Source organism: Pseudofrankia sp. EUN1h (assembly GCF_001854645.1).
Lineage (GTDB): Bacteria > Actinomycetota > Actinomycetes > Frankiales > Frankiaceae > Pseudofrankia > Pseudofrankia saprophytica.
In genome coordinates, this window is the sequence record NZ_MBLN01000002.1 from 120402 (window position 1) to 135075 (window position 14674).

General features: G+C 74.2%; 12 protein-coding genes and 1 tRNA gene. 4 read left to right on the plus strand and 9 right to left on the minus strand.

Features of this window, described 5'->3' with window-relative positions; all coding sequences use genetic code 11:
* Positions 1–52 precede the first annotated feature (52 nt).
* From BCD49_RS01115 to BCD49_RS01130, 4 genes are all read right to left on the minus strand, one after another.
* Positions 53–2983, minus strand: a complete 2931-nt coding sequence (locus tag BCD49_RS01115; protein ID WP_007516760.1) for a bacterial transcriptional activator domain-containing protein — start codon at positions 2981–2983, stop codon at positions 53–55.
* Positions 2984–3240: 257 nt separating this feature from the next.
* A complete protein-coding gene (locus BCD49_RS01120; RefSeq protein ID WP_007516762.1) occupies positions 3241–3525 on the minus strand; it encodes a hypothetical protein in 285 nt (94 codons plus the stop codon).
* An 84-nt stretch (positions 3526–3609) separates the two neighbouring features.
* Positions 3610–3879 carry a hypothetical protein gene (locus BCD49_RS01125; protein ID WP_007516764.1) on the minus strand — a complete coding sequence of 90 codons (270 nt, stop codon included), beginning with the start codon at positions 3877–3879 and terminating at the stop codon, positions 3610–3612.
* A gap of 12 nt (positions 3880–3891) precedes the next feature.
* Entirely contained in the window at positions 3892–9063 is a 5172-nt protein-coding gene (locus BCD49_RS01130; protein WP_083401181.1) for an FtsK/SpoIIIE domain-containing protein, read from the minus strand.
* Positions 9064–9220: 157 nt separating this feature from the next.
* Between BCD49_RS01130 and BCD49_RS01135 the strand changes: the two genes are divergently transcribed.
* From BCD49_RS01135 to BCD49_RS01145, 3 genes are all read left to right on the plus strand, one after another.
* Positions 9221–9310: transfer RNA gene (locus BCD49_RS01135), tRNA-Ser, on the plus strand.
* Positions 9311–9653: 343 nt separating this feature from the next.
* Positions 9654–10022: a hypothetical protein gene (locus BCD49_RS01140; protein WP_071041019.1), complete on the plus strand. Its 369-nt coding sequence runs from the start codon at positions 9654–9656 to the stop codon at positions 10020–10022.
* Between the two features lie 238 nt (positions 10023–10260).
* Complete coding sequence (locus tag BCD49_RS01145; protein ID WP_007516770.1) at positions 10261–10461, plus strand: hypothetical protein; 201 nt, start codon at positions 10261–10263, stop codon at positions 10459–10461.
* Positions 10462–10645: 184 nt separating this feature from the next.
* On the opposite strand, the gene BCD49_RS01150 is transcribed toward BCD49_RS01145, so the two are convergent.
* The 3 genes from BCD49_RS01150 to BCD49_RS01160 are packed head-to-tail and all read right to left on the minus strand — an operon-like array spanning position 10646 to position 11942.
* Complete coding sequence (locus tag BCD49_RS01150) at positions 10646–11089, minus strand: SRPBCC family protein (RefSeq protein ID WP_007516772.1); 444 nt, start codon at positions 11087–11089, stop codon at positions 10646–10648.
* A 59-nt stretch (positions 11090–11148) separates the two neighbouring features.
* Complete coding sequence (locus BCD49_RS01155; RefSeq protein WP_071041020.1) at positions 11149–11481, minus strand: ArsR/SmtB family transcription factor; 333 nt, start codon at positions 11479–11481, stop codon at positions 11149–11151.
* Positions 11478–11942: an SRPBCC domain-containing protein gene (locus tag BCD49_RS01160; RefSeq protein ID WP_007516774.1), complete on the minus strand. Its 465-nt coding sequence runs from the start codon at positions 11940–11942 to the stop codon at positions 11478–11480. The genes BCD49_RS01155 and BCD49_RS01160 overlap by 4 nt, the downstream gene beginning before the upstream one ends.
* 343 nt (positions 11943–12285) lie before the next feature.
* On the opposite strand from BCD49_RS01160, the gene BCD49_RS43935 reads away from it, so the two are divergent.
* Positions 12286–12426, plus strand: coding sequence for a hypothetical protein (locus tag BCD49_RS43935; protein WP_007516777.1), 141 nt, complete (start codon positions 12286–12288; stop codon positions 12424–12426).
* A 70-nt stretch (positions 12427–12496) separates the two neighbouring features.
* On the opposite strand, the gene BCD49_RS01165 is transcribed toward BCD49_RS43935, so the two are convergent.
* Positions 12497–13186 (minus strand): response regulator, encoded by a 690-nt coding sequence (locus tag BCD49_RS01165; RefSeq protein ID WP_071041022.1) that lies wholly within the window; start codon positions 13184–13186, stop codon positions 12497–12499.
* Positions 13179–14639, minus strand: a complete 1461-nt coding sequence (locus BCD49_RS01170; RefSeq protein WP_007516780.1) for a sensor histidine kinase — start codon at positions 14637–14639, stop codon at positions 13179–13181. Before BCD49_RS01170 ends, BCD49_RS01165 begins: the two co-directional genes overlap by 8 nt.
* Positions 14640–14674: the final 35 nt, after the last annotated feature.

Consider the following 14674-nt stretch of genomic DNA (forward strand, 5'->3'; position numbering starts at 1 on the left):
ATACCTCTTCCCATTCCAGACCCAGTCCGGTTCCATTTCTAGCTCAGCTCAGCTAGCGCCGGTCGCGGTGGCGGTAGCCGGGCAGGAGGGCCTTGACGAGGGCGTTCGTCTCGGGCTCGGTCGGACGGTTCTGGGCACGGCGCCCACGCGGCAGGCCGCCTCCGGGCCGGGACGCCGTCGCGGCTGGCAGCGCCCGGTACATCTCGGCGGCGACGGCCTCGAGGGTGTGACGGTCGCCGCGGGCGGCGACCGTGCGCAGCAGGTCGCGCCAGAGGGACTCGGCGGCCGGGACGGCGCGAAGCCCGGTCCGGCACGCGGCCATCGCGGTCGCGGTGTCGCCCGCCTGCAGGCTGCGTTCGGCCAGGCGGTGGGCGACGTCGACGACCGCCGCGCGCAGGCCGGCCTCGAGCCCGGTCGAGCGCAGCCAGCCATACCTGCCGGCCGGGAGGTCCGCCAGGAGCGGGCCGGTGACCAGGCCCAGTGCCGCCGCGAGCTCCGCGTCGGCCTCGTTGCCGACCGTCGCGATGGCGGTGCCACTGGAGGCTGCCCTCGGTGGCTGGCTCGCCCGATGGGCGTGGGCGGCGAACGCCCACCAGTCGCAGTGGACGTCCTGGCCGAGCCGTAGCCGCCCGTCGGCGCCGGCGACCAGCCGGGGATGGCCGGATGGGCCGGTCCCGAGCCAGTCTCTGGCGCGACCGAGGGAGGCCGCCGTGACGTCGTCGGGAGTGGCCCCGCCCGAGCTCGCGCTCCTGGCGCCCTCCTGCCGGAGCGCGGCCGAGAGCGCCCGCGGGTGTGCGCCGTCCGGATGCAGGGCCAGATAGACGATTAGCTCCGTCAACGGCTCGACCTGGTCGCGTGCCACCGGTCCCGGTGCGTGGACGGCGGGCCGGCCGAGCACCTGGATCTCCGCGTCGCCCGGGCCGGCGAACTCGGCGGGTGGCGTGGCGGCCGCGTAGGGAAGGTGGAGCGGCGACACCGGGCCCGCCGGGGCGGGCCGCGGGCCGGAGTTGGGGAGCCCGGCCACCCGGTGCCGCTGCCCGAGGCCGGGTGGGGCCGTGTCGTCCGGGTCCGGCGGAGCGCGGTGACGGGTCGTGGGAACCAGCACCGACAGCGGCCGCCTGGCTGGCGGCCGGCCGGGGAAGTCCGTCGGCGGGGGAGCGGCGGGGCCGCCCCCGCTGGGTAGCGTGCCCGGTGCGCCGGGCGGCGTCGGGCGGGCCTCGGAGTCGGTATCGGTCGGGCCAACGGTCGTGCCCGGATCGGTCGGCGCCGGCGCCGGCGCCGGCGGGCCGGGCGGTGGCGCGGCGGGGCTGGGACGCGTCGGCGGAGCCAGACCGGCGGGTGGCGCGGCGGGAACTCCCAGGTCTGGGGAGGAAGCGTCGGGTCGGGTGGGGTCGACAGGCGCCTGCTGGGTGGGTGGGCTCTCGTCGGGCACCGTCGGCAGGAACGGTTCCGCGGGCAGGAACGTGGCGGCCGCGGTCCGCGGTCCGCCCCCGGGGGCGACGGGCCTGGGAGGCGCGGCGGGGGCGGCGGGCCTGGTCGGGGCGACAGGCTTGGCCGGTGCGCCGGGCCCGGGAGGTGCGACGGGCTCGGCGGGGGCGGCGAGCCTGGCCGGGGCGATGGGCCTCGCCGGGGCGATGGGCCTGGCAGCGACGGCCGGTCTGGCCGGAGGCGTCCGGTCGCCCGATCGGGTAGGGCCGACGCCGTCTTCGGCGACGCGCTCCCGGCCCCCGATCGGTGGGGGAATCGGCCCGGCCTCGTCGGTCGCGGCCGGCGGGCCGCCCGACGGGTCACCCGGTGGGTCACCGCCCACGGAACGGAACAGGTCGACGAGTACCGCGTGCTGCGCGACAGGCAGAAGCTGCGCCGTGACCTCGATGCCGAGCACTCCCAGCGAGAGCCGGCCGTCCCGGGTGGCGGTGAACACCCAGCGGGCCGCCGCCAGCTCGCCGACGACGATCACGCCGACGGCCTGGCCCCGCCCGCGCGCGAACCGCGCCAGCGCAGCCGCGTCGGCCTCGTCCGGTGTACTGGCCAGCACCAGCAGGTCAGGCGTCCAGAGCGCCTGGGTCCTGGCCTCCTGCCGGCCTCGCAGCACGCCCGCCGCGTCGGAGCCATCCCAGGGCGAACCCGTCGCGCGGGCTCGCACCTCCTCGTGCGCCGCGAGCTCGGCCAGCGCGTCGTCGACGGTCGCGGCCGCGCGCAGCCGGTCCGGCGCGACCGCGGGCGGGTCGTCGGGGAATCCGACCAGGTGGATGCGCAGCTGGTCCGACCACCGGTTGGTGGCCAGTTCGACGGCGATCGACATGGCGATCTCGCGGGCGCGTCCCTCATCACCGCCGATCGCGATGATGCCTGGCGCTCCCTCGATGTCGACGAGAATCCTGGCCCGGTTCCCGTCATGCCCGACGGTCGCCAGGCCGGGGAACGGTGCCGGGACCGCGGGCGGGATCGCCGCGACCGCGGCGGCCGGCAGCCCGTCCGGCGCCTCGGGTAGACGTGCGATCCGCCACGTGCCGGGCGCGCCGGCCTTCCACCACGGCGTGGGCGGCGGGTCGAGCGGCGCCGGCGCCAGGTGCAGGATCAACGCGGCGTCGGTGAGCGTCGCCGCGAACACCGGCGGCAGGGGCCTGCCCTGCGCGGCCAGCTCCGCGGACAGCAGCCGGGTGGCGCGGTCGAGGAAATTCGCGGCCTCGACGTCGGCCGCCAGCCGCAGGGACTCGCCGACCGCGCGGTGCCGGGCCGCCAGCGTCGACATGCCGTGCCTGGTCAGCGCGGCCACCAGACCGGCGGCAAGCAGCGACCGGCCACCCGGCCCTCGGCTTGGCGCCGGCTGGCGCGCGACGGGTTCGGCGCCGCCGCCGGTCGACGGCGGGCCCGGATGGCTCGGCGCCGTCCCATCGTCGGGCCACCGGTCTGGGATGCTCGGCCGCGCCGGCCGGGCATGCCGTCCGTTCCTTCGCCTGCCCACGCCCCCGAAGGCCACTCGCGACTCTCCTTCCCGCCGTCTGATCACCGTGTTCGCCGTCTGATCACTGTGCGTCATCGTGGTGTATGCCGACAAGGGTGTTGTAGCCCGACGACCTGGTACCAGGCAGCCAGTCCTCTACCCAGAACCTTCCGCGAGAAGCTCGGATTTCCCGGCGGGCTGGTGTGGCTGCCCGGTGCTATCGGCCGGATGTGCCAACACCTGTCGGGCCCCTGCCCGGCCAGCCGGCGCGAAAGACCCGATTGGTGGGGAGGCTAGCCGGCGCTCTGGATGTCGTCCTGAATCTCGCCAAGCCGGGTGCGCAGCCGGCCGAGCTGTGCGTGCAGGTCGGTGAGCGCCCGCTCATAGGACGGCCAGACGGTCGAACGGAAGTCGGTGGCCGTGCGACCGTCCCAGTTGTCCGGGTCGGTGAGCACGTTCGCGTGCCGACGCAGGTCGTCGAACTTTCTCAGCAGCGGTCCGTTGACGAGGGCACCGAGCCCGGCGACCGCGGTGACGGCCTCCGGCGTGCCGCGGACGGTCCCATCCGAGGCGGACATGGGTATCTCCTTGGGCGTCGAGTCCTTGAACGTGGAGTCCTCGAACGTCGAGCGGGACGGCGTCGAGGGCTGGCCGGCGTAGCTTCAGGCGCCCGCGTCGGCGATCCGGCGGTTGATCTCCGCTATGGATCTCGCGAGCTCGTCGAGGTTGGTCCGCAGGTTCGTCAGGGTGGTCTCCACCTCCGGCCACACCTGCGTGCGGAAGGACTGGGCCTTGGGGCCCTCCCAGTTCTTCGGGTCGGCCAGCACGCCGCCGTGACGGCTCAGGTCGGTCGTGATCGTGGCAAGGCCGGGCAGCTCGTCGCCGAGGCCGCGGGCCGCGGCCTGCGCCGCCGGGGTCGTCACCGTTCTCATGAGGCGGCTCCTTCACCGTTCGCGGGGAAAGGGGATCCAGGCGCCCGCGTCTCGGTAGACGTCGAGGGCGGGTGGCGGGGCGAGCGTAGGTGATCGAGGGCGGTACGTCATTCGGGGGTGAGACCCCCCGATCTGGGCATCCCCGGCTCCGGCCCCGACCGGGACCTGGACCTGGATGGGTGCTGGCAGGCCGCGCCGGAAGTACAGCCCCCGCCCCGGGGGACKGGCGCCTCCGGCCGCGCGGGACAGCCGCCGGCCGAACAACTCGCCGTCCGCCGGTCCGCCGGGCCAGAGCAGCAGTCCGGATCCGGAGCGGCGCAGGTCCACCAGGAATCCGCGGAACTGGCCGAGTAGATCCTCGGTGGTCCCGGCTGCGACCAGCGCGGACCCGGTGTCGCGCGCCCGGCGCAGGAAATCGGCGAGCCAGCCGGCCAGCGGCATGTCGGCGAGCAGCTCCGCGTCGTCGACCATCACCGCCACGGCCCGCGCGTCGTCGCGCCGGCCGGCGGCCGGCAGCAGCCGAGCCACCTCGTCGGCATCGGCGGCGGCGTCGGCCCCCAGCGAGCCGAGCACGCCCGGCGCGCCGGCCAGTCCGCGCAGCGGCGAGGGCCGGGGCGTGATCAGGACCAGCCGGGTTCCGCCGGCGAGCAGGGTCGTCGCCAGGGTGACCAACGCGGTGCTGCGCCCGGAGCGCGCGGGCCCGGCGACCGTGAAGCCAGGGCCGTCCGCGGCCAGGTCCACGATCAGCGGACCCAGCTCGTCGCCACCGACCCCGACCAGACCCAGCAGCGGCACTGGAGGTGGCGGTGGCGTTGCCGGTGCCGTGGCCGTGGCCGCCCACGGTGCCGCCGTTCCAGCCCCTCCGGGCGCCTCCGCGAGACCCCGCCGCGCCGGTGTCGGTGTCTCCGGCGCACCGCCACGTCCCAGCGCCGGCCATGGCGACCCCGGGAGCGCTGCCGCCTCGGCCAGCGTGATCCGGGACGGCAGGGGGTCGATCCGCATCGGCCGGCGCTGGTCGGTGCGCGGACCGGTCGCCGGGCCGGGCGGCACGCCATCCCGCGCGGCCGCCCACCCGCCGAGCCGGGCGAGCGCGGCCACCTGCGCCCTGCCGGCCGGATCGGGGGCGAGCAGCGCGACCTGGGTCTCGACCGCCGGGGCCGCACCAGGTGGCCGAGACCCAGGTGGCCCAGGGTCTCCGCCGGCGCCTCCCAGGGCGTTCTCGACGGCGTCGCCGAGCCGGAACCCGCGTCCCGGCGTCACGCCGTCCGGCACGGCTGAGCTCGCCAGGCCAACCAGGGGATAGTCGCCCCGGTCGGCGAGGCGCAGCACCAGCCGGTTCTCGATCGCGGACGCGACCCGGCCGGTCAGCCCGCGCCGGTCGGCGGTGACCAGCACCCGCAGGCCGACCGCCGGGCCTTCGCGTAACAGTCGCGACAGCTCGTCGACGAGCCGTCCGCCGTCGACGTTCTCGAAGGCGGTCAGGAAGCCCTCGAACCTGTCGAGCAACAGCACCAGATAGGGCAGCGCGGCCGCCGGCTCGGCCGCGCGCTGCTCGCCCAGGTCGGCGTAGCCACGGCTGGCGAACGCCTCCTGCCGGCCGGCGACCTCCGCGCGCAGCCGGGCGAACAGCCGTTCCACCCGCTCGGGCGCGTCCGCGCTGACCACGGCGCCGGTGTGCGGCAGCGCGGTGAGAGCCAGCAGCGCGTTGTTGCCGCAGTCGAGACCGAACAGATGAGCGTCGCGGGACGACACGGTGGCCGCGAGCGCGCCCGCGAACGTCCGCAGCACGGTCGACCGGCCGGATCGCGCTGACCCGACGACCAGCAGGTGACCGTGCCCGTCGAGGTCGACCAGGTAGGGACGCTGGTCCTGGTCGTCCGGCAGGTCCGACAGCCCGACCGGGACCGGTGCCAGCCGCGCGTGCTCACCGCCAGCGGCGCCGCGGACGGCGCTACGGGCGGCGCTCGGGTCGGCCGGTGTGCGTGCCGCGTCGGCGAGTAGGTCGCCCAACGTGACCACCGGCGGCAGCGGCGGCAGCCATGGGCCAGGCTGCCGGGGGACACCGGTCAGCTCGGCCGCGGCGCGCACCGCGTCGACGAGCAGCCGCAGGTCGCTGGCGGCGCCGTCGTCCGCCGCCTCCGTCGGCCGGCGGGGAAGCGGCCCGCCCAGCGCCGCCCATGGCAGCTCGACCACCCACGGCGCCCGCGCGGCCCCGCCCGCGGCGCCGCCCCCGCCGCCACCCGCGCCTCCATCCGTCGCTGGGCCCGGCGACGTCGGCCGGCCGCCGACGCGGCCGGTCTGGAACGCCACCAGCGACGCGTGCCCGAGCCGCGCGAATGCCCGTCCCGGTGTCGACCGGCCGATCCGGGCGGCGTTCGGCGCGTCGAGCACGTCGGCGCTTTCGCCGGCGTCGGTCATCCGCAGGCCGATCCGCAGGTTCGTGTTCGCCCTGATCTCCGGGGAGACCACGCCGGCGGGCCGCTGGGTGGCGAGCAGCAGGTGAATGCCCAGCGACCGGCCGCGCTGCGCGAGGTTCACCAGACCGGCGACGAACTCCGGCAGCTCCCTCGCCAGCGAGGCGAACTCGTCGATCACGATCACCAGCCGCGGTAGCCGTGGCGGCGCGGGTAGCCGTGGTAGCTCGGGTGGCCGTGGTAGCTCGGGTGGCCGTGGTAGATCGGGCAGCCACGGCAACTCGGGGATCCGGCCGGCGGCGCCGGAGATACCTGGACGGGCAGAAGCACTCGGACGGGAAAGACCGGTCAGGCGGTCATAGTCCTCGAGGTCCTTCGCGCCGGCGGCGGCGAGCAGGTGCTCGCGTCGGCGAAGTTCCGCGTTCAGGGAGGTGAGTGCCCGGGCGACCAGGTGGCTGTCCAGGTCGGTGACGAGTCCCACGCAGTGCGGAAGGTCGATGCAGTCGGCGAAAGCGCTTCCGCCTTTGTAATCGACGAGCACGAACGTAAGCGCGTCCGGCCGGTTCGCCACGGCGAGCGACGCGACGATCGACTGCAGCAGCTCCGACTTTCCCGACCCGGTCGTGCCGGCGATCAGCCCGTGCGGCCCATCCCGCCGCAGGTCCAGCGTGAACGGCCCGCCGTGCCCCACCCCGACCGTGAAGGAGGTGTCCCCGCCGGGCGCTGCCGCCCAGCGGGCGGCGACCGCGGCCGGCGTCGGGGGATCGAGGGCGAGGACGTCGAGCAGCCGCGCCGCCGCGGGCAGCGTCGACTCGTCCCGATCGCCGCCGACGTCGCGCAGCGCGGCGAGCCCGCGGGCCAGCCGCTCGCACCAGGCCGCCGCGCCACCCGTGACGACCGACTCATCGAGCGTCTGGCCGGACGGGTCCAGCGTCGCCGCGGTCGCGACCAGGTCCGGCCGGGCGTCGTCGACGACGACCCCACTCGCCTGGCTGACGCGCAGGCCGCTCGGGACCTGCTCCGCCACCGCCTGGCACTCGGCGGGCAGCAGCCGGACGTCGCGGTCCAGGCAGATCGAATACACCCCGACCGCCGGCCCGTCGCGCAGCACCGACACCATGCCGGGCAACCCGCGCAGCGCCCGCGCCCCGTCGAGGATCACGAGCACGTCCGGCTCACCGGGGAGCGCGCCTGACGGCCCCCGCAGTCCAACGGGGGTGCCGCCGTGGGAGCCGGGGGCACCGGGGCGGCCACCCCGATCCGCGGTCCGTGCGGCGACCAGCTGGGCCAGCTCCCCGATCCGGCGCGCCCTGCTGACCTCGTCCAGGCCGACCCGGAGGGCGGCCTCCTGGCCGTCAGTCTCAGCCGACGGGCGGGCATGCGGCAGCCAGCGAGCCCACTCCCAGGCCGACGCGCCGTCCGACCAGGTCAGCAGGTAGACGACCAGGTCCAGCGGGCTGTGCAGGACGGCGGCCTGGGCGAGCAGCCAGCAGCCGACCACCCGCGGCAGCTCGCCACGGCCGGCGACACCGAGCACGCCGTGCTCCGCGAGCGCCACGGTGACCGGGACGTCCGGCACGGTCCGGCTCCACCCCTGTAGCTGGCGCCCGTCATGCCGTCGCTGATCGGCGGGGTCCTCGACCGTCAGGTCGCTCGGCAGGTCGGCGGTGCCGAGCCGCAGCCGCAGGTAGTCCGGATCGCCACGGCGGCGTTCCCACAGCCGTCGCCGCGGCCCGACCGCGGTGAGCAGCACCTGGGCCGGGTCCGGTGCGCCCAGGCGCCGCTCGGCGCACTCGCGCGCCAGCGCCGCGTGGATCTCGCGTTCCGTCTCGGCCAGCCGGCGCCGGTGCTCGGCGAGGTCGCGGCGATGGGCCCGGCGGGCCAGCCGGCCGCCGCTCAGGTGCGAGGCGACCATGCCCAGCGGTGCCAGCAGCGCGAGCAGCAGCAGGTAGTAGATGTGCAGGGCGAACGCCATCGCGCCCGCGCCCACCGCCGGCAGCAGCGCCCCGAGGATCGGCATCGGGCGGCGTTCGGGTCGCGCGGGCGCGGGCGGCAGCCGGAAGCGGACGTCGGGCCGCGGCGGGGACATCCGGGGCGGCCGGTTCACGTCGCGCCGGTGGCCGTCCTCGGCCGGCCGGGTCGCCAGATCCTGCGGCCCGGCGACCGCCACGGTCAACAACACCGCCCCCACCGCCAACATCGGCGCGGGCCGCAACGGCGCGGCATCGTCGCGCTCGGCGACGAGCGGCAGAGGAAGCAGCCGTCCGGCCGCCGGCAACGGCTCCCCGTCGAGGAGCACCTCGTCGAACCCGTCGCCCGCCCCCGCCGGGACGACGGCGCACGAACCATCCGCCCCGACGATGAGCTCCAGCGCGACGTCCGCGACCGTCGGGTCATCGAGCGGCACGGCGCAGTCCGGCCCGGTGCCGATCAGAAACCGGCCCGGCCCGAGCCGGTGCACCACGCCGGCACCCGGTCCGCCGACGACCCGCGCCTCCACCAGCCCGACCGGCTCGCCCACGGCGGGGCACCCCGCCGCCGACCCCAGGCCGACCACGACCCCGTCGACCAGCGGCGACTCCCGCAGATCGAGCCGTCCGTCCACCGTGCGCCCGTCGACGAACACGACGGGCGCACGGTCCGCCCCGGCGCGGAGGCGGCCGGCGAGCGCCCGCCCCACCTCTCGGACAGGTGTCTCCTCGTCCGCCTCCACCATGACGTCCGTGCTGACCCCGCGAACCGGATCGGCAACGCTCAGTACCACTCGCATGCCGCGCAAGGTACGTCCAGGACCACCGCGAACCCCACCAGACCGGACCTCCCGCCCCGACTCGGACGCTTGACAGATCCGCCTCGCGCGACGGCACCCGCCGCCCGGCCGGCCGCCACACCCCTCGGTCGAGCCGCTATGATTGGCGAGCACGCTGGGAGGCTTCGCCTAGTCCGGTCTATGGCGCCGCACTGCTAATGCGGTTTGGGTCTACAACCCATCCGGGGTTCAAATCCCCGAGCCTCCGCCCTTGATCAGGGGTCTGACCTGCTGGTTCACTCGCGAGAGTGGATCTTCGGGTCGGGCCCCTGAGTCGTCTCCAAGATCTAAAACTGGCTGTGGATGGCCCAAGGATGACCCCAACAGGAATGATGTTGATTCGGGCAAGGTCGGCGAGGTCGGCTTCGCCTCCTGAGGGATCCCGGGCGTCCGGTCAGACCTCAGGGTCACGAAACGGTGCTGGCCGTGCCCCTGACGCCTGACACGACGCTCCGCCCTACTCGGCCGAGGTGGTGACATGGGAACGCCGCCATCGGCAGCCCTGTGACGCCGCGGCAGGTTCCGCGCCCGTATCCACCAGTGAGGACATCGTGACCGAGGCAAACGATCGGCTGGTCGAGGGCATCGCGCTGATCACCGCCGCTGCGTCCCATGACTTGACGCAGATGTCCGCGGAGATCCGCCGGGCGATCATCCTCGCCGCCGGCCTGCCGGAGCCGTCCAGCGACGTGGACAATGGCGGTCCGGATGACGGCCAGTCGGCCCTACGACTGTTGCGCGACCTGGCCGCGAGCAATCCCGACGCGCTTGCCGAGGCTACCGGGAAGATCATCGAAGAGTCCGCGATACGTATCGCCGCGGTCGCCTACCTTGCCGCCACGCTGAATGGCGAAKGGCGGCCCAGTCTGGAAAACATCGCGCTGATCCTTGCCGCCCAGGCAGAGGACGACGAGCAGTGACGACCATCCACACCGCAGATCCGGCGACCGCCCGCGGCGTTGCCGCTGCGATGCTGGCCGTGGGGACTGCGCGGAACCGCAAGCTCTCTTCCGTCGCCCTCGACTACGGCTATGCCGAAGACGAGGGCCGCAGGACTGGGAGATCCGGAACGCCGGCAAGGGCCGCAACGGCGACAGCACCTACACGATCCGCCGCGCCGCCGACCCGCTGTTCGTCGGTTTCGACGGTGAGCCGGACGTGTTCGAGCGGGTCCGGCCGCTTCCGGAGCCCCGGGAATGGCGGATCACCGAGGGCCCGCTGCCCGGCACGTTCACCATCGGCGTCGTCGACAACGACCTGACCCTCGGCCTGCACCCGGCGCTCGTCTTCCCGCCGATGGTCGCCCTCTCGCCCATCTTCGACGAGGACCGCGGCTGGGCCCTGCAGCCCGCCCGCTGACCCGACACCCGACCCGATGCGCGCCCCCACCTGGCTCTGACGGCCGGGCGGGGGCGCTGCCATCTGGGGATGGACCGGATGCCATCGGCGGACTCGTCGGCGCCACCAAGTCACCAGGTCACTGGATTCCTGATTCCCGGTGTGACCCGTTCGAAGATGACGACCAGGGCGACGCGGCTTTCGGTCAGTGCCAGTCGCTGATCTGCACGTCGCGGGGCGCCGGTTCGCCGGTTCCCGTTTCCAGGAACGCCTTCAGGCTCATCAGGAACGTCGCCCACTTGGTGCTGCAGTGGTACATGAACTCCACGGGCTCACGCCATCCCTGGTGAGCGAACAGGATGATCGTGAATTCGCCCGCGGTCCGCAGTTCCCAGCTGACCTGGGTGCCGACCCACTCGTCCGGGCCGTCGATGACCTCCCAGAGGACGCGCTCGGCCGGCTGGGTCTCGAGAACCTTCATGTCGAAACCGCCGGCGGCCCCGAAGCGGAATTTGAGAACGCCGCCGGCCTCGCCGTCCCCGTGCGTGTCCTCGGTCCACCAACCCGCCAGGTCCTCCCGCGTCGTCAGCGCACGGAAAACGGCTTCGCGGGATGCTACGACCCCCACGCGGTGCAGAATGTCCGCCATTGTTCTCTCCTCTTCCCGATCCGGTTCTCCGCCCGGCCGCGGTCGCGGCCGGGGCGCGTTCAACTGTTCTTCTGGATGGCTTCGGCGATCTGCTTGATCCGCCGCAGCCGGGCATCCCAGGCGTTGCCGACGGCGTTCAGCTGTGCCACGGCGCGCGCGAGCTGGGCCTCGTCGAYGCGGTAGCGCTTCTCTCGCCCGGCCGGCGTCGCCTGGACCAGGCCGACGCGATCGAGGACGCCGAGGTGTTTGGCCACCGCCTGCCGGGTCACCGGCAGCTGCTCGCTGAGCGAGGTGGCGGTCCCGGCGTCGGTGGTCAACAGCAGGTCGAGCAGACGCCTGCGGGTCGGATCCCCGATCGCCGACCACAGGTCGTCGTTGATCGCGAGCGTCATCGCGCCGAGACCAGGCGTTCGGCGCACGCCCCGATGCGGGGAACGTAGGTGCCCCAGCCGGCGACGTGGTCGTTGTACTGCTGCTCCAGGACCGCGATCTCCCAGCCCTGCTCCCGGAACCCGGTCTCGGTGAGCCGGAGCAGCGTGCCCGAGCCGGATGGAACGAGTTCGAAGGTGACCAGCAGCGAGTTGCCGTCGACCGCCTTTTCTCCCGCCGGATGCGTCCAGCGGAAGGTGAACAACCGTGGCGGCTCGGCGACCAGCACGGTCATGGGGACGACCTGGGCTCGGGGGTTGTCGCCGTCGGCCCACGCCAGTTCCCCCGTTGCGCCGGGGATCGGCTGGACGTCGGATTCGGCGTACCACCAGTCCCGGACGTGCTCGGGCTGGCTGATCACTTCGAACACCACCTCGGGCGGGGCGTCGACGTGGATCTCGCGCTCGATGCTCGCGTACTCCATGGGGTCTCCCGGCTATCGCAACCATTGGTTGCTAGTCAGGCTATCGCCGCTTCCGCGGAAGTGCAACCATCGGTTGCTATAGCTGGGGACCGTCGCCGTCCAGGTTGGGGGGACCTGGGTGATCATGAGGGTGGCTCCGGCCCCGCGAGTTCAACGCGGACCAAGCGCGCGCGGGGCCGCGTCGACGGCGGGACCGGCTGCGGGAGACTCGGCACTGACCGCAACTCCGAGACTTACCCTGATCGGCTTGCCTAAAATCCACCCAAACTGGTGGCGTAGCGGGCGACTCGCCAGGGAACACACCAATCCCCTGGGTCGGAACTTCCGGAGGAGGATCCCCGTCATGGCTCACTACGTTTGCCCCGGCTGCAAGACCAGGTCCGACAAGGTGGCGACACGCGCCGAGGCCGCTCAGCTGTTGGAGATCCACCGCCAGTACTTCTGCACCGTGGCAAAGATGGTGCAGGGGCTCAGGCGCCGCTGATCCCAGGGCGGCGCCCGGCCGCCGGTTCGGACCGCCGCCCGCCGGTCCGCCCGCGGGTCCTCCCCAGCGCTCAGCCCGGGCGGCGGGTGGGCAGCAGTCCCCTGCCGAACGCCTCGGCGACGGCGGCCGCCCGGTCGTTCACGTCCAGCTTGGCGTAGATGTGTAGCAGGTGGGTCTTCACCGTCGCCTCGCTGATGAACAGCTTCCGGGCGACCTCCCGGTTCGTGGCGCCGCGGGCCACGATCGCCAGGATCTCCAGCTCGCGGGTGCTCAGGGGGTCGCGGGTCGGCGCCGGCGCGGCGCGCATCTGGCCGAGCAGCCTGGTCGCGACCGACGGTGAGAGCACCGCCTCGCCTCGGGCGGCCGCGCGCACGGCGCGGATCAGGTCGTCGCGAGGCGCGTCCTTGAGCAGGTAGCCGGTGGCACCCGCCTCGATCGCCGGGACCACGTCGCTGTCGGTGTCATACGTCGTCAGGACCAGCACCCGGGCCTCGCTGCCCGCGTCGCGCAGCGCGGTGATCGCGCTGACCCCGTCGAGCCGCGGCATCCGCAGGTCCATGAGCACCACGTCCGGTCGCAGCGCCCCGRCGAGCCGGACGGCGGCGGCGCCGTCACCGGCCTCGCCGACCACCTCGATCGACGGGGTGTCGGCGAACATGCCGCGCAACCCGTCGCGCACCACGGGGTGGTCGTCGACGAGCAGCACCCGCACCGGGTGGTCGCCCTGCTCCTCGCGGCCGGGAGGAGACGGCTCAGGCATCGACGGCCCACGCGGTTGTCTCGACCATCCCGGCTCCCACGATCTCGGCTCCTACCGTCTCGGCTCCCAGCGTCTCGGCGTCGCCGCGCGGCGCGGGGATCGCCGGAAGTGCCGCGGACACCGCGGTGCCCGCGCCCGGCTCCGACTCGACGCTGAAGCCGCCGGCAAGCCGGGCGACCCGTTGGCGCATCGCAGCCAGCCCGAACCCGCCGCCACGCGTGTCCCCACCGCCCTCGGCCTGGCCGGGGCCGGCCTCGTCGGTGTCGAAGCCGACGCCGTCGTCGCGGATGTCGACGGTCACCACGTCGGACATGTAGGACAGCGTGAGCCCCACCCGGTTGGCGGCCGCGTGCTTGGCGACGTTGGCCAGCGACTCCTGGACTACCCGCAGCACCGTCGCCTCCACCTCCGGGTGCAGCGCGACGACCAGCCCGGTGGCCGACACCTCGACCGGCACCCCGTTCGCCTGCGTCCACCGGGCCGCGACGTCTGCCAGCGCGTCGGGCAGCGCAGCCTCGGCGAGCTCGGCGGGGCGCAGCGCCTGCACCGACCGGCGAGCCTCGGTCAGGCTTTCGCGGGCCAGCCGCAGCGCGGTTGATATGTGTCGCCCGCGTGCCCCGGCCTGCTCGGCGGCCTGCAGCTGGGTGATGATCCCGGTCAGTCCCTGCGCCAGGGTGTCGTGGATCTCCCGGGCAAGCCGGGCCCGTTCGTCCAGGATGCCGGCCTCTCGGGCCTGGACCACGAGCTGAGCGTGCAGGCCGGCGTTCTCGGTCAGCGCGGCCTGCAGCCGTCGGTTGGCGTCGCCGAGCTCCGCGATCGCGCGTCCGCGAGCCTCCCTCTGCTCGTTGGCGACGACGGCGAACCAGGTCATGGTGCCGGCCACGCCGACGTTGAAGATGACGACGACCAGGTAGAGCACGAGGTAGCCCCAGGTCGTCGGCACCCCGCCGACCTGCGACGTCGCCGCGATCAGGGCGGTCACCGCCGCGCCGGCCAGCCGCCACCACCCGACCAGCAACGCGGTCGACTCCAGGTAGCCCGTGAAGGCGAAGAAACCGAACCAGGGCGACCTGACGACCAGAACCGCGATCAACGCCAGCAGGACGACCAGGTAGCCGGTCATCAGCCGTCGCCTGCTGACCCAGGCCGGATGCGCGGTACGGAACCACACCATCCAGGCCGCGGCGACGGCGGACAGGCCGAGATCCACCGCCCGGTGCGACCAGCCTGCCTGGAGCGGCACCAGGCAGGTCAGCAGGGCCGAGACGACCAGCCCGACATACGGGATGATCCGGTAGGCGCGCAGCTCCCGTGACTCCCAGGGCTCGGTGAGGACGCCCAGGCCAGCCGGAGCCTCCCGCGGGACGGGCGCGCCGGGCGGACCGGGCACTGTCGACCCGTCCGACGGGCCGGTCGGGGCGGACGAGCCGGTCGAGCCGGTCGAGCCGGACATGTGACACCTCTTTCCCGATTCCGATCTTCCGGGCT